Raw genomic sequence first — 26383 nt, forward strand, 5'->3', positions numbered from 1 at the left:
TTTACAGAAGTCCTCCGATGGATAAGAACAGAGGAGCAAATACCAGTGATACAATAGTCATAAGCTTGATCAGGATGTTAATGGAAGGCCCTGATGTATCTTTGAACGGATCGCCGACTGTATCGCCGACAACGGCTGCTTTGTGCGCCTCGCTGCCTTTTCCGCCATGATGACCTGTCTCGATGTATTTTTTTGCATTATCCCATGCACCACCTGCGTTGGACATGAAGATTGCCATCAGTACACCTGTTACAAGCGCACCGGAAAGAAGTCCTCCAAGAGCCTCAACGCCAAGAACAACACCTACGATAACCGGAACAACGACCGCCATGATTCCAGGAAGCATCATCTCGTGAAGAGCTGCTGTTGTGGAGATCGCAACGCATGATTTGTAATCCGGTTTCTCGGTACCCTTCATGATACCCGGTTTCTCACGGAACTGGCGTCTTACTTCCTCGATCATCTTGTAAGCAGCCTTGGAAACGGATTCCATTGTGAAGGCCGAGAAGAGGAATGTAAGCATACCACCGATAAAGATACCGATCGTAACACGAGGAGCAAGGATATTGATCGCATCCAGATTTACTGCATTCGCATAAGATACAAACAGAGCAAGCGCTGTAAGAGCTGCGGAACCGATCGCGAAGCCTTTACCCATAGCTGCTGTTGTGTTACCTACAGAATCAAGCTTATCTGTGATCTCACGAACTGACTCATCCAGACCTGACATCTCTGCAATACCACCGGCATTGTCAGCGATGGGTCCATACGCGTCAACGGCAACTGTGATTCCTGTTGTGGAAAGCATACCAACTGCTGCAAGAGCGATTCCGTATAATCCATCCACACCGTATGCTACAAAAATACCAACACAGATCAGCAGGATCGGGAATGCTGTAGATTTCATACCTACTGCGATACCACTGATGATAGTTGTAGCTGCACCTGTCTCAGACTGCTCGCCGATTCCCTGAACCGGTTTGTAATCTGCAGATGTGTAATACTCTGTAATGTTTCCGATGATGACACCGACAACAAGACCTGCGATCACAGCAATGGCTGCCTTCATGTCTCCGAAGAGAGTCTTGCTGAGGATCAGGGACACGATGATAACAAGTGCTGCAGATACATAGCTTCCTCTTGTGAGGGCTTTCTGCGGATTGGAATTATCATCACCTTTTACAAAGAATGTTGCAATGATGGATGCGATCAGTCCACAGCCTGCAATAGCCAGCGGATAGAGAACACCGGAAACTGCTCCGGCTACCGCACCAAGTGTAAGGGCAGATACCAGAGATCCTACATAGGACTCAAAAAGGTCTGCACCCATACCGGCAACATCACCTACGTTATCACCTACGTTATCCGCGATAACAGCCGGGTTACGAGGGTCATCCTCCGGGATTCCTGCCTCAACCTTACCTACAAGGTCAGCTCCTACGTCAGCTGCCTTTGTATAGATTCCACCACCAACACGTGCAAACAGTGCGATGGAAGAAGCACCAAGGCTGAATCCAGAAAGTACGTCAACGTTCTTTGTGATGATATACACAACGCTGACACCCAGTGCACCAAGACCTGCAACACACATACCCATAACAGCACCGCCGGAGAATGCAATGGAAAGAGCCTTGTTCATTCCTCCCTCTTTTGCTGCATTTGCTGTTCTTACATTAGCCTTTGTTGCAACGGTCATACCGCAGTATCCTGCGATTGTTGAAAACAGAGCACCTACTACGAAGCAGATTGCTGTTACCCAGCTTCCAACTCCGATTCCGATCAGTACAAAAAGTACAGCTACAAAAATAACCAGGATCTTGTACTCTGCTGTTAAGAAGGCGCGGGCACCTTCTGCGATCGCACCTGCGATCTCCTTCATTCTGTCTGTTCCTGCATCCTGCTTGCTGACCTTCGCTGCAAGGTATGCTGCGAACAGAAGTGCCAGTACTGCTGCCACCGGCACCAAATACATGTAGTTTTCCACTCTTTTTACCTCCGTTCATGTATTGTTAATACTTTATCACATTATTTTGCATATTTCAAATAGAATTTTCACTTAGTTTTTTGTTAATATTGTGATATAATAAAAATTTATATAAATGAAATAAAATTTTTTTATATTATTGCTCGCATTTTATCAGTTTCAGACAGCTTATATAATAGGAAGTTTTTTTATATATCTATTTGGACAAAATTTCCATTTTTCTTTCCAGAAGATTTTTTTCCAATAATTGTTTTTCTGCATTTTCGAATCCAATTCGTTCTATAGTCTCGGCAAAACGTTCTCCCTTTAATCCCTGGTCCTTAAAAAGCAGGATTGCCTTCTCAATAACATCCAGTGCCTCTTCCTCTGACGTAAAGATCCGGTTCAGGGCCTTTCCATGAGAAATTTTCTTTCCCCAGCGTCCACCGATATAGATCTTGAATCCGTAGGTACCGTCCGGGATGGAATGGAATGGACATTTTCCCACACACCTTCCGCAGTGTCTGCAAAGCTCCTCATCAATGTGCAGTTTCCCGTCAACGACTTTCGCCACTTTGTTTGGACATGCAGCTTCAATGGCACATTTTTTACAGCCCTTGCAGGCCTCGCTGTCAAAGTGCGGGATCCTCTGTCCGATGATCCCCACATCATTCAGATTTGGTTTCACACAGTTATTCGGGCATCCGCCTACTGCGATCTTAAATTTATGCGGCAGTGCAACCTGACGGTAGCCTTTATAGAATCTCCGGAAAATCTCTTCTGAAATTGCATAGGAATCCAGAAGTCCATACTGACAGGTGGTTCCCTTGCAGGATACTACCGGTCGGACCTTTGCTCCTGTTCCTCCTGTCTCCAGACCTTCCTTCGCAATAAATTCCTGAAACTCTTCGATCTTTTCGTAGGGGATTCCCTGGATCTCCACGGAGAGCCTGGTCGTGTAGGTAAGATTTCCGTTGCCGAATTTCTCTGCTGCTTCCGCCATACATCTGTGCTGTGCCGCTGTCACCTTTCCGTTTACAGTGATCACCCGTGCAGAAAATTCATCGGTTCCCCGATTATTTAAAAACCCCTGCCCCTTCAGTCTTTTCTCTTCCTCTTTGCTTACAGTTAATGCTGACATATTTCCTCCTCCTGGTCTCACCGGCATTCCGATACTTTCCCATGGTATCGTTGCCCTGTATTTTGCAATGTTGAAATCGTTTTCACGTACTTTCTACTATACCACTTGAAGATGTATTTGAAAAATGATATTATTTTATAAAAATGATAGGTTTTACCTATATATTAATTTACAATAAAAGGAGATTCCATATGACCATCCGCCATCTCACTGTTTTTGCGGCCGTTGCGGAACAGGGCTCCATGAGTGCTGCTGCCAAACATCTTTATCTTTCCCAGCCAACAGTCAGTCAGGCCATCCGTGAGCTGGAAGCTCATTATAACGGCCTTCTCTTTGAACGTCTTGGAAAAAAGCTTTATCTCACAGAACGGGGAAAGCTTCTTCTTCCCCATGCCCGTGAAATGATCCGCCAGTTTCAGCAGCTGGAAGAGCTGATGCAGAACCAGGGACAGTCTTCCACCCTGAAGCTTGGCTCCACCCTCACTGTGGGAACCTGCCTGACCCCATCCATTATCCTGGATCTGCAGAAAAAAATCCCGGACCTTGACGTTTACTCCTTTGTCACCAACACGCAAAATATCGAGCAGAAGCTTCTGCGTTCTGAGCTGGACGCTGCTGTGGTAGAAGGTGAGATCCATTCCCCGGACCTTGTCGTTCTTCCCATCATCGATGACTGTCTGGTCCTTGCCGCCGGAAAAAAGCATCCGTTTTACCGCAGAGGACGCATCCATGTCCAGGAGCTGAACAACCAGAAATTTGCAGTCCGGGAACATGGAAGCGGTACCAGACAGCTTTTTGAGGATTACACCCTTCGCCATGATCTGAAGATCCGGACTGCCTGGGAAGCCAACAGTCCGCAGGCACTGCTGAACGCAGTGCTGTATAACCAGATGCTCTCTGTTATGTCCATCCGTCTTATGCATCATGAGATCCGTCACCGTTCAGTCCGGGTCTTCTGCAACGAAGCAGGGGAATGGAACCGGAAATTCAAGCTGGTCTATCACAAGAATAAGTTTCTTACCCCTGCCATCTTTGAGCTGGAAAAGATCCTTCACACCTATCAGCAGCTGGAACTGCCCTCTGTCATGGGTGTTCTGGAACAGGAATAAGCAGGGGACTTACCTGATCCAGTAAAAAAACGGCCGCACATATCGCTCTTACGATATGTACAGCCGTTTTTCGTTTTTTCTCACCCGACAGGGTCGGATCTTTTTTTGAACCGGATATTTAGTTTGATTCGTTGAACACGTTTTTATCCAGTGCACCGTTCTGGTGTGCAACGATGGTTGTGCAGACTGCATCACCGGTAATGTTAACCGCTGTTCTGGTCATATCCAGGATACGGTCAATACCCATGATCAGACCAATTGCCTCAACCGGAAGTCCTACAGAGTTAAATACCATGGTCAGGGTAACAAGACCAACACTTGGTACACCGGCAGTTCCTACGGAAGCAAGGGTTGCAGTTCCGATAACCGTCACATAATCCATCGGACTTAAGTGGATACCAAAAGCCTGTGCCGCAAATACTACGGCAACACCCTGCATGATAGAGGTACCGTCCATGTTGATGGTAGCTCCAAGAGGAATGGTGAATGAAGAAATCTTCTTGGAAACACCCACTTTTTTGGACAGGGTATCAATGGACATCGGGATCGTGGCATTGGATGTAGCTGTTGAGAATGCAAATGCCATAACCGGGAAAAATTTCTTGATGAATTTTATCGGATTCAGTCCTGTGAAGATCTTCAGCAGGATCTGGTATACGCCGAAGCACTGGATCGCCAGTGCAAGGAGAACACCGATCATATATTTTGCCAGCGGGATAAACGCGCTGAAACCGATGTTTGCAAAGGTTCTGCTAATAAGGCAGAATACACCGATCGGTGCAAGTGCCATGATCATCATGGTCATCTCCATCATGATGTCATTGAACTGGCTGAAAAAGTTCGCTACTGTCTCTGCGCGCTCTCCCATTTTCGCAAGGATCACACCCACGATCAGGGCAAATACGATAACCTGAAGCATGGTTCCGCTTGCCAGGGAATTGATCGGATTGTCCGGAATGATATTCAGGATGGTATCCGTAAGAGAGGTAGCCTCCATAGTCTCCACAGAGGAAGCGGAGGACTGAATAGAGCTCATATCAAGTCCCACACCCGGATTGATCAGATTACCTACCGTCAGAGCAACCGAAACAGCCAGAGCTGTAGTCGCCAGATAAAATACCAGTGTTCTCACACCTACGGTTCCAAGCTTCTTGGTATCACCGATGGACATACTTCCGCAGACAAGGGAACAGAATACCAACGGTACAACCAGCATTTTCATCAGACGGATAAATCCCTGTCCGATCACATAAAGGATTCCCTCCACGATCACATCTTTCTTGAAGCTGCTGTCAGGAACCAGGTAACAGAGAATGATTCCCAGTATCGCACCTGCGATCAGCGCCACAAAGATCTTCGTGGTAAGGCCCATTTTCTTTTTCTGCTGTGTTTTCTCTTTTATATTTTTCTCTTTCATTCTAGTCCTCCGCTCTTTCATCCATATATTCTTTCAGCGATGCTTTCCAGTCCGGCATGTCATACACTTCAATAATACGGAGGATAAAATTATCAAGGACGGCATATGGCGGTCTGACAGAAGAAAGATCTGACTGCTCTGTCGGCACGGATCTCAGTTCGATCTTCTTTCCTGCAAGGCGAAGGATCTCGGTTGCAAACTCATAACGGTTGCATACACCGCTGCAGGTTACGTGATAAGTTCCATATTCGTTGGTATCGATAAGATACAGGATCATTCTTGCCAGATCCTTGGCGCTGGTCGGTGATCCGAACTGATCCGAAGCAACGGAAAGCTCCTGGCCTTTTTCTGCTGTCTCCAGCACACGGTTTACAAAATTGTTTCCGCCTTTTCCGTATACCCAGTTGCTTCGGATAATGAAATGTTTGTGTGTAAACTCTTTTACATAGTTCTCTCCGGCTCTCTTGGAACGGCCGTAAACAGTCAGCGGATTGGTATCGTCAAACTCTGTATACGGTTTTTTGCTCTTTCCGTCGAAAACATCATCTGTGGAAAGCTGGACGATCTTTGCCCCGCATTTTCTTGCCACGATGCTTAAGTTTCTTGCTCCCAGTGCGTTGACACGGTATGCATGTTCCGGATTCTTCTCACACTCATCGGTATCTGTGATACCGGTGCAGTTGATGATCACATCCGGACGGTTAATGGAACCGAAGTTGATCACTTCATCTGTGTCTGTGATATCCAGCTCATCAAGATCTGTGTTCAGAGTCTCGATCTGCATTGGATCCAGAACATCATTCAGTGCCCGTCCGATCTGTCCGTTGACACCTGCGATCCATACTTTTAACATCTTTCTACCTCCCTGGTGTAATATGTGTGATACATAAAATAAAGAGACATTGATTAGATCAAAACCAATGCCCCTTTAACCTATATACTGAAATATATTTTATCAATATCACAAAAAACTGTCAAGAAAAAAGCTCCTGTTTCCATAAGGTTCCTGCTGCTGATGTTACTGCCCACCGGCAGTATTTCCTCAAGATGTTTTTGTGAACAGAATTTACAGAAATCCTGAGGATCGGGAGTTCCATAACTCCCGATTTTGTATTGTAAATTCTGTCCCATGAATTATAATCTGAACAGGAGATCATCTAAAAACACATACAAAGGAGAAACTTATGAAAAAGCTAAAAAAATTAACATCTCTGCTATTTCTGTTCTGCTGTCTTTGCTTCTGTCTGATCCTGTTTCCACAGACAGCCCGGGCAGGCTCTCTTACGCCAACCGCACAGGACAATCTCCATGTCAGGTTACGCCGTACCTCTGATCTTATTCCTGTTTCCGGCGGATACATGAGGGTCTTCCACCAGAAAAATTCTGTCGGCGTTGAATATTATGATAATGATCTGAAGATCAGAAGCAAGCGCAAGATCAACATGGAGCTTCCACTGTGGGGTGGCTTTTATGCCGGATCTGACGGATATTATCTGGTAGAAGGCCAGACAAACAACAAAGAAAACGATTCCGCTGAGGTCATCCGCGTTATCCGCTACGATACAAACTGGAACCGGAACGGTGCAGCAGCAATTACCAGTAACCCGGAGCTTTTTGGCGGTGAGGTCCGCACGCCCTTTGACTATGGCTGTGTGGAAATGACAGAAAGCAACGGCAAGCTCTATGTTGTTACCGGTCACGAAGGATATGTGGATCCCTCTGTCGGTCAGGGACATCAGGGCTTCCTTATGGCCGAGATCGACCAGGCAGCCATGAAAGGAAAGATCGTTTCCTGCGATCTGTGGCATTCCTTTGCACAGTATATCAAATCACAAGGTTCTTATCTCTACGTACTGGAGCAGAGTGAGGGTTCACGATGTACAAAGCTTTCCAGATATGACAGCACTACACTTGCCTGCACCACCATAGAGCTTTTGCCATACGGAGGCTCGCATACTTCTGTGTGGGCACTGGCCTGCTACGCAAGCGTTGACGGCATGGCTGTTTCCTCTGACAGTGTATTATGCGTTGGCACTTCCATCGATCAGTCCAAATATGATAAGGTATCTGAAAACACGCCTCATAACCTTTATCTGTCCGTCACACCAATGTCTGACTTTTCCGAAAAAGCAACCACTACCAGGAAGCTTACCAACTTTACAGGCGGAGGAAAAAGCTTTGCGGGCGTAAAGATCACCAAAATAAATGACAACCGTTTTATGATTTCCTGGGAAGAATACGTCTCCGACGATAACAAGAAAAACTCTTCCGCTAACGATCCGCTCTCTTCCAGCACCCTTCATTATCTTTTTGTGGACGGAAAGGGAAAGAGTCTCAGCAAAGAGTTTACAACAGCTGCTCCGATTTCTGACTGTCAGCCTGTGGTAAAGGATTCCAGGGTCGTTTATTATGCTTCAAACTCCAACACCTTGAACTTTTATTCCATTAATTCCGACAACGGAAAAGCTGACAAAAAAACTTACCATATCGCAGGTGACAACGCAACCTGGAATTTCAAAAACGGTATCCTTACGATCTCCGGCTACGGACCACTTTCTATTTCCACAGAGGAAAACAACCGATACCCGGTCTCTTCAACAAACAGCTGGTTTTCCTTCTCCAGCGATTCCTCCTGGAAAGCTATCAAAAACCAGATCAGAAAGGTCATAATAAAACCCGGGATCACAAGTATTTCCGAAAGGGCCTTTGCTTATCTTCCTGAGCTGAAAGAGGTGGACATCCAGAAAGGGGTCAGAAAGATCGGAAAAGAAGCTTTCACCTACTGTAACAATCTATCCAGGATCAACATACCTGATACCGTTAAAAGCATTGGAACGGATGCTGTGTGGTGCGGCTATTACTGGTCTGACAGCTCTCATGCATATTTTTGCAAGATCCATGCTCCGTACGGCTCTTACGCAGTTACATATGCCAAGAAAAACAATATCAGCTATGCATGCAATATTTCCGATGCATCTGTAACAGGAATCAAAAAAACATATACCTATACAGGCTCTGACATAAAGCCCGTTCCAACCGTAACTCTTGGAAAAGCAAAGCTTTCTGGCATCAATGATTATCATGTGACATACCAGAACAATAAAAAAGCAGGAACTGCTACCCTGAAGATCATCGGTGATAACCATTTCTACGGAACCATCACCTTAAATTTCCAGATCACTCCTGCAGCCACACCAAAGCCACAGACTGCAAAAACATTCCGGGATGCTTATAATGTCTACACAGTCAATACCACCGGGACTTCCGTAGCACTGAAGGGACCACGTTCACGCAATACTGTCACTGCAAAGATTCCGGCCACTGTCAAAGCTAACGGAAAAACCTACAAAGTCACAGCCATTGCAGCCAATGCCTTCAAAAACTGTAAAAACCTGAAACAGGTAACGATTTCAGGAAATATCACAAGCATAGGTGCCGGAGCCTTCCAGGGATGCACAAGTCTTCGTACTGTAAAAATCGGTTCCCGAGTTTCTGCGATCGGCACAAAAGCTTTCTGTGACTGTAAGGCCCTTACCTCTGTCACCATACAGACAGGACGTCTTACTTCCAAAAGCTCAGGTAAATATATCTTCACAAGAGCAGGTCAGAATAATTACAAAAAACTGACTGTAAAGGTTCCGGCAAGCAGACTTTCCTCTTACAAAAAGCTTTTTCAAAGCCAGGGTCTGTCCACACAGGCCAGGGTTATCAAATAGTCAGGATCGTACCTTGCATTTCCACGCCCCCTATGCTATACTCAGTTTCGCTGCAAAAGCCCGCAAAAACCAAGGTCGTACAGGGCTTACAAGGCGGTCACCGCCTATAAATGTGCCGAGTGTTCGTGACCTTCCACTCGTAAAACAAAACTAAAGGAGAATAAAAAACATGAAAAACAAAGGTACTCATTTTCTGGTACAGGGAGCTGCCATTGCAGCTGTATATGTTGTCCTGACACTGGTATTCGCGCCACTTAGCTTCGGTGAAGTTCAGATCCGATTTTCCGAGGCGCTGACCGTACTTCCGTTCTTCACACCGGCTGCCATCCCGGGACTGTTCGTGGGATGTATCATTGCCAATCTTCTTGGCGGTGCGATTCCAGTTGACATCATTTTCGGAAGCATTGCCACACTTATCGGTGCATTCTTTACCTACAAGCTTCGCAATACAGGCAAATGGACAGCCCCGATCCCGCCGATCGTTTCCAACATTGTGATCGTTCCTCTTGTGCTTCGTTACGGATATGGCATTAACCTTCCTATCCCGTTTATGATGCTCACAGTAGGAGCCGGTGAATTTATCTCAGCCGGTGTGATCGGTATGATCCTTCTTGGAGCACTTTCCAAATACAAAAATGTACTTTTTCATAAAAAAGCAGCAGTCTGACTAAATCTGCTGCCCACAAAAAGGAGCCATGAGAAAACGGCAGCATTTCTCATGGCTCTCTTTTATTTTTTCTCTGCGGATTCCTGCAGACTGCGCAGGATCCTCTTTTCCATTCTGGATACCTGTACCTGGGATACGCCAAGCTCATGAGCGATCTCCATCTGGGTCATGTTCTGAAAATACCGCATATAGATCAGCCTCCGCTCCTTTGCCTCCAGAGTTCCCAGTATCTCTTCCAGAAAAATCCTGTCCAGTACTTTTTCCTGCCGGTTTTCTTTTTCCGGAAGCTTGTCCATCAGAGAAATCTCCGTTCCCTCACCCTGATAGATCGTTTTGTGAAGAGATTCCACCTCTGCACCGGATTCCATGGTCATTACCAGTTCTTCTATGGAAATTCCCATTTCCTCTGCCATTTCTCCCGTCGTAGGTTCCCGCTCCAGCCGGCGTGTCAGTGCTTCTCTCACCTGATAGATCCTGTAGTGGTTTTCCTTCAGAGAACGGCTTACCTTCAGTATCCCGTCGTCCCTGAGATAACGTTTGATCTCTCCGATGATCATGGGAACGGCATAGGTGGAAAATTTCACATCATAGGACATGTCAAACTTATCCACAGCTTTCAGAAGTCCGATGCTGCCGATCTGGAACAGATCCTCCATCTCCACCCCTCGTCCCAGAAAACGCTTTGCCACACTGTATATCAGTCCTGTATTTTCCTCAAACAAAAGATCTCTTGCCGCTTTATCCCCCTGGTGTGCACGCCCGATGAGGACAAGAGTACGATCCATAGTTACCTCCTGATGATCTTTTTCATGTGCACTGTAGTTCCACGGCCAACCTCCGATTCCACCTGAAGCTCATCCATAAACGCCTCCATGAATGTAAACCCCATACCGGAGCGGTCTTTATCAGCCTTTGTGGTAAACAGAGGCTCCATGGCTTTTTTGATATCCGGGATCCCGGCTCCGTGATCTGTCACATCAACCTGAAGCTCCTGCCCCCGGAGACGACATTCTACCCGGATCTTATGTATCTCCCCTTCATACCCGTGTATGATGCAGTTGGTCACTGCCTCCGATACTGCGGTCTTCAGATCCGAAATTTCCTCCAGCGTAGGATTCAGCTGTGTGCAGAATGAAGCCACAGCAACTCTTGCCAGTGCTTCATTTACCGGTCTGCTGTCAAAAATGATCGTCATTTCATTTGTGTTTTCCATCATAAACACCCTCCTGTTCACCTGCCGATTTTTTAATTCCACAGATTTCAATATATTTTCCCACTCCGGATAGCCGCAGAAGCTTTGCAATATGACTGTTCACATTGACAACCTGCACACATTTCCCCCTCATGCCAAGCGCCCGGTACCTACCCATCAGCAGACCGATCCCGGAACTGTCCATAAAAACGGTCTCTGAGAAATCAAAAATCATATTTTTTATATAGTTATGTCCGATAATCCGGTCTGAATCTCTCCGGATCTCATCAGAAGCCGGATGATCCAGTTCCGCCGGAAGATGTACAGTCAGCACGGTTCCGGATTTTTCAAAACCTGATGTCATTCTATCATTCCCCCATTTTTGATTTTTTATTCCATTTTTCATGACCAAAGGGTAAAAAAAGAGGAATGCGCCAACGCACATTCCCCTTATCCGAGGTTTCTCCTCTGTATGAGTTATGATCTTTTTTATTCTGTATAACCTCCATCGTAAGAGGAATCCTCATATCCTCCGTCACTGTAGCTGCTGTCTTCTCCGGAATCTCCGTCAGAGCTCTGTGCATCTTCTCCATCCGAAGCTGTGGCATCCGCTCCAGCTTCAGCTGTTCTATCTGTGCTGCTGTCAGCACTGGACGTTCCGCCAGAAGCTCCGCTCTCGATCCCGCTTACACCGGTCTTTCCGCTGATAGTACTGTAAATCCCCTTTGCAGAATCTGACAGTGTATCCACATATATCTTCTGTAGTTCCAGCGCCGCTGTATCCAGATCCTCCTGCTGCATGGCAGTATATGCATTAAACAAAGCCTCATAGCTCTGACTGCGTTTCTGCTCTTCCTCTGCCTGCTTGGCAACTGCATCTGCCGTATCACTGGACTGGGCAGCTTCTCCCTGAGCTTTGGTAAGCTCCACGCTCTGGCTGGAAAGAGAATCACTGTACTGTATGATCTGCTGATTGGCCTGCCTGTAAATATCCTGTTTCACAGCCGGCAGTACAAGGAGCCAGAATGCTGCCGCCCCTGCCGCAAATCCAAGTACCGTGGTAAAGAAAAGTGATATCTTTGATCTTTCTTTATAAGACGACGGCCTTACAACGATTTCTCCTGAAATATTATCATTCTCATTTTTTTCATTTCCAAACAAGCCCTTACGCCGTTTTTCCATCTTTGTGGTAACACCCGTCTGCTCGTCAACTTCACGCAGGAAACGAAGTGTGGTGGTATTGGTCTTGTCGATCCTGGCTGCTTTTTTTAGGGTTCTTCTCGCCTTATTCCACTCCTGATTCTTCATCTGGATCAGAGCAAGAAGATGATACCCCTTGATCAGCTTGGGATTCTGGGACAGGATCTTTTTCAGGCGGATGGCCGCCATATCCTCATGGCCTTCCCTGCACATGGCAAGGGCATTGTTATATTTCTTGATGCTTTCGTTGATTGTTTCCAGTTTGTTCTGGTTTGCCTGAAGCCTGGCAATATATTCTGAAGCCAGATTTCGGTTCTTCTGGATATTCTTGCTGATGACCCACTCACTCAGTGCGGCAACCACCTCACCGGTCTCAAAATATACAAGACCAAGAAGATTTCTTGCACAGATATTCCGTTTGTCATAGGCAAGACTTTGCTTCAGACAGCTGATCGCCCCAGACAGATCCCGGATGCTGGCTTTTTCCAGCCCCTGATTATAATAAAGCTTGGAAAGATAATCCACCTTCTTCTGGATCAGTACATTGGCTCCACAGTGCGGACAATAATCCAGATCTGTATCCGTCAGGAACGCTCCACAGTTTATGCAGTTCATCCACTTCTCCTTATCTTACACGTCTGTTGCTCTTGACCTCACGCAGCATCTCCTGGAGTACATCCATGATATCTGTGATCTCCCGGTCATAAATGACACCTTCTACATCTGCCACATCCAGACATGGTTCAAATTTCTTCAGTTCCTCTTCGTAATCGATCATAATTTTTTCCTCCTGATCACAGCCTTGATCTCACCGACCAGATAAAGGGATCCTACACAGAACAGCATTCCATCCTCACCTTTTTCCTTTACTGCCCGTTCAAAAGCTGCTGGAACATCCTCTATTGCTTCCACTTCCGGCACTCCGTCTTCACGGAAGATCTCCGCAAGCTCTTCTACCGGAACTTTGCGGTATCCGCCTACCTGTGTGACGATCACATGTCGAAAACGGATCCTGCTACAGATCGTGCGGATCATATCCGTATAGTCCTTGTCATCCACTGCGGAAAACAGCAGAGTCAGAGGAAATTCCTTCTGGAAATGTTCTGCTGTCTCTACAAACTTCTCAACACCGTCTTCGTTATGTGCGCCATCCACGATCACACCCGGAAGAACCGTTTCCATCCTTCCCTGCCAGCGTGTTTTTGCCATACCAGCCTTCAGAGCCTCCAGAGATACCGGAATCTGATCTTCCAGTACCTGAATGGTTTTCACCGCAAGAGCTGCATTCATAACCTGATAACGGGCGATAAACGGTATATCAAATACGGTATCGCCATATGTCTCGTCCTTAAGAGAAAATCGGATTCCGTCCTTTGTGATCTTATGGATCTCTGTATCTTCCCGTTTCAGCTCATAATATGGACATCCCAGCTTCTCTGCATGCTCACGCATCACTCCGGCCGCATCCGGATCATTTCCATCGTAGATCACCGGAACACCCGGCACCATGATCCCTGCCTTCTCTCCTGCGATCTCGGAAACTGTATTTCCAAGATACTGCATATGATCGAGGCTGATGGATGTGATCACACAGGCTGCCGGATCCTCCACAGCAGTGGTTGCATCCAGACGTCCGCCAAGACCGGTCTCCAGTGTTACATAGTCCACGCCGGCTTCTGCAAAGATCACCATTCCCATCAGAAGGAGTGTCTCAAAATAGGTGGGATGATAGCTTCCCTCCGCAACCAGCTCATCGGAAAGTTTTTTAACTTTTTCAAAAGCACGAAGGAAAGTATCGTCATCGATCACTTCCTCGTTGATCTGAAAACGCTCGTTGATCTCCACCAGATGAGGAGATGTAAAAAGTCCGCAGGAATATCCTGCTTCCCGAAGGACCGATGTGATAAAAGCACAGGTACTTCCCTTTCCGTTGGTTCCTGCCACATGGATCACACGGAATTTCCTCTGCGGATCTCCAAGTCTTCTTAAGCATTCTCTGGTATGGTCCAGGCTGTTCTTAGTAGTAAATCTCGGTATATCTTCAATATACGCAACTGCTTCTTCGTAATTCATAAAAAAAACCATCACTTATCTATAATGTATTCGTAAAGAACTTTTGGGGAGAAAAGCTTCTCCCCTCCTGTTCGTTACGATACCATTATATAATAGTGGTGGAAGATGTCCAGTCCTAATCGTAATATTTTATCCGACATTTTTTGTATCGGAGTATCTTTTCTATGCCATTTACTGGTTGTCTGTACTGTTTTCTTCACCGGAATCTTCTGTGGATTCCGTTTCTGACGCTGTATCCGTTTCCTCCGTTGACCCTGTATCAGAACTGCTCTTTTCACTGTCAAGCTTCCACTTGCTGTCAGCGAGCAGCGCATAAACCGCCCGGTCATGGCTCTTTGTCATGGCCTTTCTTGTGGAACTGTTGCTTCGCTGCACTACCGAGAGCCGGTCAAAATCATCCAGTTCCTTTCCGGTAATGATCAGCTTGGTAGGATTCACGTAAACCGTATCATACCATTCTCCGTTGATCTTCACCTGGCTGGACGGCGTAAAGTTTGTTCCCTGGATATAATAGGTGTGATCCGTCTCAGACACAACCTGAATGGAATCCAGCGTGGTATCATAGATTCCCATACGCATCTTTGTCCGCTCAAAAGGATTCGCTCCGTCATATGTATACTGCTTTCCGTAGAGAAGATCGTACTGCAGGGTCTCCAGATCCACCTGATAATTTTTGGTATTTCTTCTTGCCTGATGATACTTGAAAACATTTCCCTCATGGATACCTACACGGTCCATAACCTCTGCTGCCATCTGGTATGCCGCAAGATTTTCTTTCTTTTTCTTAAGTCCGAAATTATCCCACATCACATACTCTGTCTGGAACAGATATTTATTCTCCACATCCTCCACGGTCAGTCCCATGGTCGGCAGATGATCACCATACATGACCAGTACCACATCCTCCGGATAATCTGCCAGCCTGTCAGTCAGCTCTTTGACAAAATTATCCATCTCATGGATCTGATTTACATAATACTCCCACTTATTATTCAGCTCGTCAGTAGGTGCCCCGGAAACTGTGATCTCCGGATTTTCCAGTACCGGTTCTGAAGGATAATCTCCATGTCCCTGTACGGAAATAGTATATACATAATCAGGCCCTTCTGTAGAATCCAGACACTTGACGATCTCATCGGTGAGGACACTGTCCTTGGTCCAGCCCAACGAGTTCTTCTGATTTTCATCCTTCATATACTCTGCCGAAGTGAAGGTATCAAATCCCAGATTCGGAAAAATACTTCTTCTTCCGTAGAAATTCGCCTCATTGTTATGTACTGCATGGGCAGTATAGCCCAGATTCTTCAGAACATACGGTGCGCTCTCACAGGTAGTTTCCTTAAGGATACTCTTGTAAGGATACTCTCCCGGTCCAAAATAATGAAGGCTCATTCCGGTAATGGATTCAAACTCAGTATTTGCGGTTCCGGCTCCTACAGAAGGTACCTTATAATATCCGGAGGAATACTCCTTCATCAGCTTTCTGAAATTCGGGATAGGATCTTCTGACAGCTCCAGATAATTTACCAGCGCAGGATCAAAAAAGGACTCCAGCTGCAAAAACAGAATATTCGGATGACTGCCTTCTTTCGTTTCCGGAAGATTTTCTTCCGACTTCTCGATCCTTTTGATCTCGCTTTTGGAATAGTCTCTCGGGGCACTGATTCCGGTATTAAAGATCGTCGTTGCCAGACAGTAAGGATATCCGTAATCCTCATAAGCTATGGCAATATTTCCAAAATAATTGGAAAGAACTCTTTTTTCCAGAGCAAGCTGTGTGATTCCTCCAAAGGCAAGGACCCCGACCAGAACCAGCGGAATATTCACCTTGTATTTCAGCTTGCCTCTGTACTTCGGCGACCCTATCAGGATGATCAGAAGGATCAGAACCGCAATTCCCAGAAGAACTGCACCTATGGTCATCTGGGTATGGGTCAGATATTTTTTTGCAATACTGAGACCATCTGTCAGATTCTTCACATCCGGTCCTGTAAACGGTGTGACACGGTTGAGAAGAAGCACACCGTTTACGATTCCCAGAAACAGCCATAAGCTGCCCACAAAGATACGCCAGAAAATTCTCTTTCGGAAGAGATAAACAATCAGCATCGTCGTAAAGATAAACGCTGCATTATAAGCAAATACAAGCGGCTTTGTGGTCATGTAGGTCCACGCCTCTGTGAACGAGTGCCTGCATATGGCCTCGATCACAAAGTACAGGACTGCACAGCCCAGAGCCTGAAGTATCAGCGAAATCTTATTGAAAAAGTTACACCACTTCATTAAAACACTCCTTCGTTATTTCACCATCTGTGTTAACTGCAGGTTCACTTTCTCTTTCATCTCTTTGTATTTCTCAAGTTTCTCCTTCTCTGCCTCTACCTTGGCTGCAGGTGCCTTGTTCACAAAATTCGGATTGTTCAGCATTCCCTCGCAGCGTGCGATCTCTTTTGTAAGACGCTCCTGCTCTTTTGTGAGACGTTCGATCTCTTTTTCACGGTCGATCAGATCCTCCAGCGGCAGATAAACCACACCGTCTGCCACAACGATAGATACCGCATCCTCACCGATTCCGTTCTTATCCTGCTGTACGTGGATCTCTTTTGCAAACGCAAGGTTTGTAAAGGATTTCTTGCAGGACTCAAAACGTGCACAGCACTCTGCATCCTTGCCTACGATGTAGATATTGGTCTTTCTGTTCTGCGGTACGTTCATCTCGTTTCTGGTGTTACGGATTCCACGTACAACCTCCTGGAATCTTGAAACTGCTTTCTCAGCATCTGCAAAATCCATCTCGTCTCTGTATACCGGCCAGTCAGAGATCATGATGGACTCTTCATCCGGAAGCAGTGTGCAGTAGATCTCTTCTGTGATAAATGGCATGAACGGATGAAGAAGCTTCAGTCCCTGTGTCAGCACAGTGCGGAGTGTCCACAGTGCATCGTTTGCTGCTGCCGGATTTTCCTCTGCCTTCCACAGTCTTACCTTTGCCATCTCGATATACCAGTCACAGAGCTCATCCCACAGGAAATCATAGACCTTCTGTACGGCAATTCCAAGCTCATATTTATCCATATTCTCAGTAACATCACGGATCACTGTGTTCAGTCTGGAAAGGATCCATTTATCCTCGTTGCACAGTGCGTTCAGGTCTTCCGGCGCTGTTACTGTCTTGCCCTCCAGGTTCATCATAATGAAACGGGAAGCATTCCAGATCTTATTTGCAAAGTTACGGCTGGATTCTACACGCTCCCAGTAGAAACGCATATCATTTCCAGGTGCATTACCTGTCATCAGTGTCAGACGAAGGGCATCTGCGCCGTATTTGTCGATAACCTCCAGCGGATCGATACCGTTTCCAAGAGACTTACTCATCTTACGTCCCTGTGAGTCACGTACCAGACCGTGGATCAGTACATGGTGGAACGGTGTCTCACCGGTCTGCTCCAGTGCGGAGAATACCATACGGATAACCCAGAAGAAGATGATATCATATCCGGTTACCAGAACATCTGTAGGATAGAAATACTCAAGCTCCGGTGTCTTATCCGGCCATCCAAGTGTGGAGAACGGCCACAGTGCGGAACTGAACCAGGTATCCAGAGTGTCCTCATCCTGATGCATATGTGTGCATCCGCATTTCGGACATTTCTCCGGCATTTCTCTTCCAACCACCATCTCACCGCACTCATCGCAGTAATAAGCCGGGATCCTGTGTCCCCACCAAAGCTGACGGGAAATACACCAGTCACGGATATTCTCCAGCCAGTGCAGGTAAGTCTTGTCAAAACGTGCCGGAACAAACTGAAGGTTTCCGTCGTCCAGAGTTTTGATAGCAGCTTTTGCCATTTTGTCCATTTTTACAAACCACTGTGGTTTGATCATCGGCTCTACCGTTGTACCGCAGCGGTCATGGGTACCAACACTGTGGCTGTGCGGAACAACCTTTACAAGAAGTCCCTGCTCCTTCAGGTCCTCTACCATGGCCTTACGTGCCTCGTAACGGTCCATACCTGCATATTTTCCGCCAAGGCTGTTGATGGTGGCATCATCATTTAAGATGTTGATCTCCTCAAGGTTATGACGGCGTCCAACCTCAAAGTCGTTGGGGTCGTGTGCCGGTGTGATCTTAACGCAGCCTGTTCCGAATTCCTTGTCAACATACTCATCGGCAATAACCGGGATCTCTCTGTCTGTAAGAGGAAGCTTCAGCATCTTTCCTACAAGGTCTTTATATCTTTCATCCTCCGGGTTTACAGCAACTGCTGTATCGCCGAGAAGTGTCTCCGGACGAGTGGTCGCGATCTCAACAAAACGTCCTTCCTCACCTACGATGGGATAATTGATGTGCCAGAAAAATCCGTCCTGGTCTTCATGCACAACCTCTGCATCAGAAATAGAGGTCTGGCATACCGGACACCAGTTGATGATCCTGGAGCCTTTGTAGATATAGCCTTTCTCATAAAGGCGGATAAATACTTCCTGAACAGCCTTGGAGCAGCCCTCATCCATGGTAAAGCGCTCACGCTCCCAGTCTGCAGATGCTCCCAGCTTTTTCAGCTGATTGATGATCTTTCCGCCGTACTCCTCTTTCCATGCCCAGGCATGTTTCATAAATTCGTCACGGCCGATCTCGTTCTTATCAATCCCTTCCTTACGAAGTTTCTCTGTTACCTTAACCTCTGTAGCGATGGCTGCATGGTCAGTTCCCGGCTGCCAGAGAGCCTCATAGCCCTGCATTCTTTTGAAACGGATCAGGATATCCTGCATGGTCTCATCCAGTGCATGTCCCATATGCAGCTGTCCGGTTACATTGGGCGGCGGCATTACAATTGTAAAAGGTTTTTTGTCCGGATTAACTTTTGCATGGAAGTATCCGTTATCCATCCATTTTTTGTACAGACGATCCTCAATACCCTTGGGATCATAAGTCTTTGCAAGTTCTTTACTCATGTTTTCCTCCTGAATCTTTCTGATTATAGGAACCTTAAAATGCTCCTGTTCTCTGCAAGAAAAAACACGCCCTCCACACAAAAGCCAATAACTAATGTGCGAAGGGCGATCATTCTCGCGGTACCACCTTCATTATCCGGAAAAAACATCTGTTATTCCCGTCTATCTCTTGTCCCTTAACGCGGGGTACGTGAAAACCTACACAGCAGCATCTGCATCTGTTCTGCATTTCTGCTTTCAGTTTCCCGGCTCCTAAGCTACCTTCTGCAGTCCTCCATCTGAAAATGCCTTTCAGCCTGCGCTTCTCTTGCGTCTGTGCATTTCTCTCTGTCAGCGTAGATCTGCATACTCCTCTTATTCAACGCCTTTGCCATGTTCCTACTATAATGAAATTTTCTTTTTTTGTCAAGACAGAGGCCTGCTTTTCCTGGGATTTCACATATTTCCGGATATGAAGATCTTTCTGGCATTTCATTATTTTATTCTACGCTTTTCAGTGACTCTACCATATTGATCTTTTTCAGCTTAAAATGCATCACCATATTTACAAACATGGAGAACCCAAAGGTAATGATTCCACTGTAAACAAAGCTTATTGGCTTGATATTTCTTCCGAACATCACCGCATCTACCTCAACGGTTGTGATCACATACCGGTGAAGGAGGATTCCGAACACTGCGCCTGCCAGAATCCCTATGAAGGACAGCAAGATATTTTCCCGAAATACATACTGGGAAACCTCGCCATCATAAAATCCCAGGACCTTCAATGTTGCAAGCTCTCTCTGCCGCTCTGTGATATTGATGTTGTTCAGATTATACAGTACCACAAATGCCAGCATTCCGGCAGAAATGATCAGGACCCAGATCACTGCTCCGAGGGATCCCAGCATTCGCTCTACCTGACCTGCTGTGCTGCTTGTATAGCTGATACTTAAAGCTGCCGGATATTTCAGGATCGCATTTCCAAGAGTTTCCAGATCACTCTCTGCATCCTCTTTCATAGTATATACTGTACTTGAATACTTCGGTTTCTCCCCGAATGTTTTTTCATAGCAGGATGGGGTCATGTAAACGTAATGTCCCATATAGTTCTCTGTGACAGCAGTGATCTTTACTTTATACTTTCTGTTGTCTTTCTCCAGGGTGATCTTGTCTCCTGCTTTCACACCGATAAGAGAAGCCGTTTTTTCACAGATCACCGCTCCATCATCGGTAAGCTCATACTGCTCGTGGGACTTTCTGTCACGCAATGTTACATCCTCTTTAAAATTTTCCGTATTTTCCGGAACATACACATAGATACTGACACTTCCCTTTTCTTTTGGTGCCGTCATCTTGGTGAGCTGCACACGGGTATAGTGATCGATCTCGCTGTTTCCGTCCAGAAATTTCAGAAGATCTTTTTCCTGGCTGTCTGTGGCATCCTCATCATTGATCACCATGGCATCATAGTGCTGGATCTGGTCATATTGGAGAATCGCAATATCCATAATGGAGTCATAAAGTCCGAATCCTACAAGCATCAGTCCCATGCTTCCTGCAATTCCGAAAATGGTCATAAAAAGACGCTTTTTATAACGGAAGAGATTTCGCATGGACGATTTCCAGGAAAAGCTCAGATGCTTCCAGATAAAGCTGATCCGTTCAATAAGGATCCGTTTTCCTTCTTTCGGTGCAGGCGGACGCATCAGAGATGCCGGTGTTTCTGCCAGGGTTTTTGCGCAGGAAAACAGTGTAGCGCCCATAGTACAGATCACCGCTGCCCCGGAAGCGATCAGTGCATATTGTAACTCATAATCCAGCTGCATGTGATCGCCAATATTCCAGTACATGATTCCATACGCCTGGATAATGATAAACGGAAGAACCTTTTCTCCGAAAAGTACTCCTGCGATACTTCCGCCTACTGTAGCCAGAAATGCGTAGCTGAGATACTTGGATGCAATGGATGCTTTTCCATATCCCAGCGCTTTCATGGTTCCGATCTGGGTTCGCTGTTCCTCCACCATTCGTGTCATCGTGGTAAGACTGATCAGAGCCGCTACAAGGAAGAATATCATCGGGAAAACCTTTCCGATGTTTTTCAGTCGCTCTGCGTTATCACCAAAATCCGAATATTCCGGAAGGTCATTGCGGTCCGTGACGATCCACTCCGGTGTTTCAATATCATCCATCTCTTTCTGGGCATCCTCGATCTTCTGCTGGGCTTCCGCAATTTTGTCATCGGCTTCTTTTTTGCCGTCCTGATATTCTTTCTTTCCATCGGAAAGCTTCTTTTTGGCGTCCTCCAGGTCTTTTTTGGCGTCTTTTAATTTCTGTTCATTTTCCCGGATCTCTTTTTCACCATCCAGGAGCTTCTGTTCATTTGCATCCAGTTCTGCCTGACTGCTGGTAAGCTTTTCTGTATTGGCCTGGATCTCTGCCTGACCGGCATTTAACTGGGCCTGTTTTTCCTCCAGCTGCTGCCGCCCTGAGCTGAGCTGGGCTCTGGCCGAATCCAGCTGGCTCTGGCCATCATCCAGAGTTGCCTGGTTTGCCGCAATTTCTTCTTTTGCCGCGGAAAGCTCTGCTTTCTTTGTTTCCAGCTCTTTTTTCCCTTTATCCAGTTCTTCCTGGCCTTCATTCAGCTGTGCCTCTGTCCTGGAAAGTGTCTCTTCCTGTTCTTTGATCTGGCTGAAGCCCTCATTGATCTGACCTAGGCTGCTCTCCAGTTCAGCTCTTGTCTGCGCCAGCTCTGATTTTTTTGCAGTAAGCTCTGCCTGCGCCCCGTCGATCTGGGCCTGACCGGCATTTATCTGTTCTTCCATTGCACTGATCTGACCATTTAAAGTCTGGATCTGCGTGGAAAGCTCCGCCAGCTCTTCCTCGGTTTTTCCTGCTTCCGCACCGGCGTCATACTGCGCCTGCAGCTCCGCCGCCTGACTGCTTAATGCCTCTTTCTGGCTGGTCAGTTCATCCAGCTGTGCCTGCTGCCCGGAAAGTGCTTCTTCACTGGAACTGATCTGGGATTCGCCATCGGAAACCTGTACAAGTCCTGCCTCACACTGTTCTTTCTGACCGGTGAGAGCAGCCTTTGTTTCTTTGATCGTATTCTTTCCCGTTTCCAACTGTTCTCTTCCACTGTCAAGCTCATCCTGTTTGCTTTCCAGTGTTTTCTCCGCTTCCCGGAGCTGGATCTCACCGTCACTTACCTGCTGTTTTGCGGCATTCAGCTGTTCATATCCGGCAGTCAGCTCTGCCTGCTTCTCATTTATCTGTGCTTCGGAGTCGGCAAGCTGGGATCTGGCAGAATTTAACTGGGACAGACCGTCTTCCACCTGCTGTTTTGCGCTGTTAAGCTGAGACCATCCATCTTCAATCTGCTTTCTTCCGTCAGCAAGCTGCTGTTTTCCATCGGTCAGCTCCTTTTTTGCATCACTGAGCTGCTGTTTTCCATCTTCGTACTCTTTTTTTCCATCCTCATACTTCTTCTGCCCATCATCCAGCTTTTTCTTCGCGTCGCCAAGTTTTTCCTCTGATTCCTTCTTTCCGTCCTCAAGCTCTTTTCTGGCATCATTCAGTTTTTCATTAGCTTCTGCGACGATCTCCTCATAGCGCAGGCTGCACTGTTCTTTTTCGATACCTTCCACGCGTTTCCGGATCTTTTTGATAAGATTGTCATAGGCATCTGTATAGCTGATCACATCCTCTGATTCATGGACCATAACATAGATCTGGGTAAAAGCCTCCTGATCAAAATCCTCTGGAAGAATGTATCCGAAGCCGCTGACCTCACCGGATCCAAGAGTCGTATTTCCTCTGTTAAATGAAATATAAAGAGGGCTGCTTCCGATTCCCACAACTGTATAGGTTGTTTTTTTCAAAAGCTCACTGTCTCCATCCTCACTGACAGATATGGTATCCCCGATTTTATACCCCCGATTCTTTGCAAATGGCTTGTCCAGAAAAATCTCGCCGCTTTTTTCCGGTATCCTTCCTTCATCTGCTGTAAGCAGATTAAAATTGCTGCTGATAGATTCCAGATGAAGAACCTTCCTGGCATCGTCCTCTCCACTCATAACATCCGTAGAGTAGCTGCCCTCAGCCAGTTCCACACCGTCAATATCCGATACCGCTTTTACATCACGCTGCGTCAATCCCAGGGTTCCCTGGATCTTCAGATTCATCAGCTTTGCCGCTTCATAATAAGCATCTCCGGAATATCTCATATCCGGAGAAGACGCCTGGATCCCGGAAAAAAATGCAACACCCAGTGCCACGATCAGAAAGATCGAGATAAAACGTGCTTTACTTTTCCGGATCTCCATCCAGAAATCTTTGTGTAATGCTTTCATTCCGTCACCTACCATTCAATCTCTTCCACTGGTGTGGGATGTGCATTTTCAGTCATCCTGGAAACCTTGCCGTTTTTGATCTTGATCACACGGTCAGCCATAGGTGTCAATGCAGAGTTGTGAGTAATGACAATAACCGTCATGCCCCGTTCCCTGCAGGTATCCTGAAGGAGCTTCAGGATTGCCTTGCCGGTCTGATAATCCAACGCTCCTGTAGGTTCATCACAGAGCAGAAGCTTTGGATTCTTCGCCAGCGCTCTGGCTATGGAAACTCTCTGCTGCTCACCGCCGGATAACTGTGCCGGAAAATTGGTCAGTCTCTCCTTCAGCCCTACTTCCTCCAGAACTGTCCTGGCATCCAGAGGATCCTTACAGATCTGAAGAGCAAGCTCCACATTCTCCAATGCAGTCAGATTTGGCACCAGATTATAAAACTGGAATACAAATCCAATATCCTCCCGCCGGTATCCGGTCAGCTGCCGGTCTGTATATTTTGCAATATTTTTTCCATCGATCCAGACATTGCCGGATGTGGCCTTATCCATTCCGCCCAGGATATTCAGCACCGTTGTCTTTCCGGCACCGCTTGGTCCTACCACAACCACAAATTCTCCTTTTTTTATCCGGAAGCTGATCTCATCCACAGCTATGATCTTCACTTCTTTTGAGCCATAGATTTTGGATACATTCTCCAGCTTCACATATTCTTCCGTATGCTCCATTTCCACCCCTCCTCTTTACGCTCTATATGATTTCAGGGGGCTTTTATCTGCCCCCTTTTAATTCTCTCACTCACGTATCACAGCTGTAGAAAAACGTTTTCGGCTATGATCGAATATTATCAATAAATATATTTATAAGTATATCGGTTCTTAATTCAAAATGCAATTTCTACTTATATTTTACAAAGATTTTTCATTCCTGCGCATTTGTATTTTACATTTCTTTTCTATAATACAGACAGATAAAGGAAATCAATATTATGGCTGACTGTTGCTGACAACAGCAGAAGTATAATTCCAGCAAAACAGGAGGAATGGATTATGTATAAAGTACTGTGGAATCACTTAGATCAAAATTTAAAAAAGGCCCCTGCGCCAGCTGTTTTTCTTGCACTTTTGACAGCTGGATGGAGTGCAGCCGGAATTCTTGCAGGATTACTTGTTTGTCTGGAACTTCAGACAGAACTGATGGTGAAGCTGACTGTGATCTTATGTGCCGGTGGATACGCCGGACTGATTCCCGGTTTCTTCGGTGGGATCTTTTATCTTTACCGAATGGATCTTCGGAAACCTTCTGCGGATCCTGTAGCTGATCTGGCAGCTGAAGCGGAAAAAGCTTCTGACGATCCTGCTTCATTGATCTATTTTCACAATAATTGACAAAAAAGCAGAACTCTGCCTGGTTGTGCAGGGTTCTGCTTTTTTTATTGAATATGTGTATTAAGTTTGATTACTTTCTTATGGAATCCGCAAGCTTTTTTGCTTCTGCTGTCAGTTCTCTTATTTTGTCAAATTCTCCTGCCTTCACAAGATTTCCTTTTACCATCCAGCTTCCGCCGCAGCAGAGGATTTTGTCACAGGAAAGATAGTCCTCAAGGTTTTTCGCATTGATCCCGCCGGTAGGCATAAAACGGATTCCTGTATAAGGAGTTGCCATAGCCTTGATCATTGAAATTCCACCTGCCGGTTCTGCCGGGAAGAATTTTACTACCTTAAGACCCCTTTTCACTGCCTGTGCAACCTCAGATGGTGTGATACATCCCGGGAAAACAGGAATGTCTTTTTCCAGACAATAGTCTACGATCTTAGGATCAAAGCCCGGGCTTACGATAAATTTTGCTCCGGCGCCAACAGCCGCGTCTACCTGTTCTGTTGTAAGTACGGTACCTGCTTCCACAAGCTGAATTTCATACAGCGATCGCGCTGAGTAGCAAAAATGTTGTTGTTCCGCGGCTGATTCCCGTAATTAACAGCTCTATTCCATTATTTGTCGAATCAACCAGTGGTGCTCTACACGAAGAAACAATTGAAACACATCGCGAAATCGCAGCTGCCATTGCAGAGCATGACGCTTTGCGTGCTCAGGATGCCATGTACCTTCATCTGGTTTATAATCGTAAACGAATCCTGCTTACGGAAAAAAATTCCTGATCTGTCGGACAGCATCAGGAAAGGATGCTGTCCGATTTTCCAGAAGTCTGTCTTCACGGTCTTCAGCAAGTACATTTTTATAGGAAAAATAAGCCCTGGAAATTCATCTTTCCAGGGCTTTCTAAGAGGTGCCACCCGGATTTGAACCGGGGATAGAGGTGTTGCAGACCTTTGCCTTACCACTTGGCTATGGCACCATGCTCCCCCTGTTGGACTCGAACCAACGACACTGCGGTTAACAGCCGCATGCTCTACCGACTGAGCTAAGGAGGATTACTTAAATATTTAATTAAGGTTTGTACCTTAAAAACTACATACATGTTTGTTGATCGTTAATCAAACTCTTTGAATCAATTCTTAACCTGCGTTTCTTGGTCAAGCCCTCACCCGATTAGTAACAGTCAGCTCCATGTGTTGCCACACTTCCACCTCTGCCCTATCTACCTCGTCGTCTTCAAGGGG

The 26383-nt window shown here is 46.2% G+C and carries 18 protein-coding genes, 2 tRNA genes and 2 pseudogenes; 5 read left to right on the top strand and 17 right to left on the bottom strand.

Annotation, left to right across the window (positions count from 1 at the left end; all coding sequences use genetic code 11):
* Position 1: 1 nt before the first annotated feature.
* Both ACTNDQ_RS03200 and ACTNDQ_RS03205 read right to left on the bottom strand, forming a co-directional pair.
* The gene (locus ACTNDQ_RS03200) at positions 2-1984 is read right to left on the bottom strand and encodes a sodium-translocating pyrophosphatase (RefSeq protein WP_044961021.1); all 1983 of its coding nucleotides are present in this window, start codon (positions 1982-1984) and stop codon (positions 2-4) included.
* 196 nt (positions 1985-2180) lie between these two features.
* Positions 2181-3104: a 4Fe-4S binding protein gene (locus ACTNDQ_RS03205; RefSeq protein WP_021977051.1), complete on the bottom strand. Its 924-nt coding sequence runs from the start codon at positions 3102-3104 to the stop codon at positions 2181-2183.
* A 191-nt stretch (positions 3105-3295) separates the two neighbouring features.
* On the opposite strand from ACTNDQ_RS03205, the gene ACTNDQ_RS03210 reads away from it, so the two are divergent.
* A complete protein-coding gene (locus tag ACTNDQ_RS03210; RefSeq protein ID WP_278797222.1) occupies positions 3296-4213 on the top strand; it encodes a LysR family transcriptional regulator in 918 nt (305 codons plus the stop codon).
* Between the two features lie 118 nt (positions 4214-4331).
* On the opposite strand, the gene ACTNDQ_RS03215 is transcribed toward ACTNDQ_RS03210, so the two are convergent.
* Entirely contained in the window at positions 4332-5630 is a 1299-nt protein-coding gene (locus tag ACTNDQ_RS03215; RefSeq protein WP_015526900.1) for a dicarboxylate/amino acid:cation symporter, read from the bottom strand.
* Position 5631: 1 nt separating this feature from the next.
* Positions 5632-6483, bottom strand: a complete 852-nt coding sequence (rfbD, locus tag ACTNDQ_RS03220) for a dTDP-4-dehydrorhamnose reductase (RefSeq protein WP_441063680.1) — start codon at positions 6481-6483, stop codon at positions 5632-5634.
* Positions 6484-6814: 331 nt separating this feature from the next.
* On the opposite strand from rfbD, the gene ACTNDQ_RS03225 reads away from it, so the two are divergent.
* Positions 6815-9346 (top strand): leucine-rich repeat protein, encoded by a 2532-nt coding sequence (locus tag ACTNDQ_RS03225; RefSeq protein WP_441063682.1) that lies wholly within the window; start codon positions 6815-6817, stop codon positions 9344-9346.
* Positions 9347-9515: 169 nt separating this feature from the next.
* Positions 9516-10013, top strand: a complete 498-nt coding sequence (locus tag ACTNDQ_RS03230) for a QueT transporter family protein (RefSeq protein WP_015526895.1) — start codon at positions 9516-9518, stop codon at positions 10011-10013.
* A gap of 62 nt (positions 10014-10075) precedes the next feature.
* Here ACTNDQ_RS03230 and ACTNDQ_RS03235 read toward each other — a convergent pair whose 3' ends face one another.
* The 10 genes from ACTNDQ_RS03235 to ACTNDQ_RS03280 form a co-directional block, all read right to left on the bottom strand.
* Positions 10076-10798, bottom strand: a complete 723-nt coding sequence (locus ACTNDQ_RS03235; RefSeq protein WP_021650746.1) for a SigF/SigG family RNA polymerase sporulation sigma factor — start codon at positions 10796-10798, stop codon at positions 10076-10078.
* Between the two features lie 2 nt (positions 10799-10800).
* Positions 10801-11226 carry an anti-sigma F factor gene (gene spoIIAB, locus ACTNDQ_RS03240; RefSeq protein ID WP_015526893.1) on the bottom strand — a complete coding sequence of 142 codons (426 nt, stop codon included), beginning with the start codon at positions 11224-11226 and terminating at the stop codon, positions 10801-10803.
* Positions 11210-11569 carry an anti-sigma factor antagonist gene (locus ACTNDQ_RS03245; protein ID WP_044961012.1) on the bottom strand — a complete coding sequence of 120 codons (360 nt, stop codon included), beginning with the start codon at positions 11567-11569 and terminating at the stop codon, positions 11210-11212. Before ACTNDQ_RS03245 ends, spoIIAB begins: the two co-directional genes overlap by 17 nt.
* Positions 11570-11694: 125 nt before the next feature.
* Entirely contained in the window at positions 11695-13020 is a 1326-nt protein-coding gene (locus tag ACTNDQ_RS03250) for a tetratricopeptide repeat protein (protein WP_441063684.1), read from the bottom strand.
* Positions 13021-13030: 10 nt separating this feature from the next.
* The gene (locus ACTNDQ_RS03255) at positions 13031-13183 is read right to left on the bottom strand and encodes a hypothetical protein (RefSeq protein ID WP_015526890.1); all 153 of its coding nucleotides are present in this window, start codon (positions 13181-13183) and stop codon (positions 13031-13033) included.
* Positions 13180-14478: a bifunctional folylpolyglutamate synthase/dihydrofolate synthase gene (locus tag ACTNDQ_RS03260; protein WP_044961009.1), complete on the bottom strand. Its 1299-nt coding sequence runs from the start codon at positions 14476-14478 to the stop codon at positions 13180-13182. Before ACTNDQ_RS03260 ends, ACTNDQ_RS03255 begins: the two co-directional genes overlap by 4 nt.
* 171 nt (positions 14479-14649) lie before the next feature.
* On the bottom strand, positions 14650-16761 hold the full coding sequence (locus ACTNDQ_RS03265; protein ID WP_441063687.1) for an LTA synthase family protein: 2112 nt from the start codon (positions 16759-16761) through the stop codon (positions 14650-14652).
* A gap of 15 nt (positions 16762-16776) precedes the next feature.
* Complete coding sequence (locus ACTNDQ_RS03270; protein ID WP_441063689.1) at positions 16777-19431, bottom strand: valine--tRNA ligase; 2655 nt, start codon at positions 19429-19431, stop codon at positions 16777-16779.
* 479 nt (positions 19432-19910) lie between these two features.
* Entirely contained in the window at positions 19911-23768 is a 3858-nt protein-coding gene (locus ACTNDQ_RS03275; protein ID WP_441063691.1) for an FtsX-like permease family protein, read from the bottom strand.
* 8 nt (positions 23769-23776) lie between these two features.
* Positions 23777-24490: an ABC transporter ATP-binding protein gene (locus tag ACTNDQ_RS03280; RefSeq protein WP_092069514.1), complete on the bottom strand. Its 714-nt coding sequence runs from the start codon at positions 24488-24490 to the stop codon at positions 23777-23779.
* A gap of 321 nt (positions 24491-24811) precedes the next feature.
* Between ACTNDQ_RS03280 and ACTNDQ_RS03285 the strand changes: the two genes are divergently transcribed.
* The gene (locus ACTNDQ_RS03285; protein ID WP_278797204.1) at positions 24812-25150 is read left to right on the top strand and encodes a hypothetical protein; all 339 of its coding nucleotides are present in this window, start codon (positions 24812-24814) and stop codon (positions 25148-25150) included.
* 70 nt (positions 25151-25220) lie between these two features.
* On the opposite strand, the pseudogene eda reads toward ACTNDQ_RS03285, so the two are convergent.
* Positions 25221-25667, bottom strand: a pseudogene (gene eda, locus ACTNDQ_RS03290) (bifunctional 4-hydroxy-2-oxoglutarate aldolase/2-dehydro-3-deoxy-phosphogluconate aldolase); the annotation flags it as partial.
* Between the two features lie 5 nt (positions 25668-25672).
* Between eda and ACTNDQ_RS03295 the strand changes: the two are divergent.
* A pseudogene (locus ACTNDQ_RS03295) lies at positions 25673-25921 on the top strand (FCD domain-containing protein); the annotation flags it as partial.
* A gap of 126 nt (positions 25922-26047) precedes the next feature.
* Here the strand turns inward: ACTNDQ_RS03295 and ACTNDQ_RS03300 are convergent.
* Together ACTNDQ_RS03300 and ACTNDQ_RS03305 are read right to left on the bottom strand one after the other, a co-directional pair.
* Positions 26048-26118, bottom strand: a tRNA-Cys gene (locus tag ACTNDQ_RS03300).
* Between the two features lie 3 nt (positions 26119-26121).
* Positions 26122-26194: transfer RNA gene (locus ACTNDQ_RS03305), tRNA-Asn, on the bottom strand.
* Positions 26195-26383: the final 189 nt, after the last annotated feature.

It is taken from the genome of Blautia massiliensis (ex Liu et al. 2021), assembly GCF_052064225.1.
Lineage (GTDB): Bacteria > Bacillota > Clostridia > Lachnospirales > Lachnospiraceae > Blautia_A > Blautia_A fusiformis.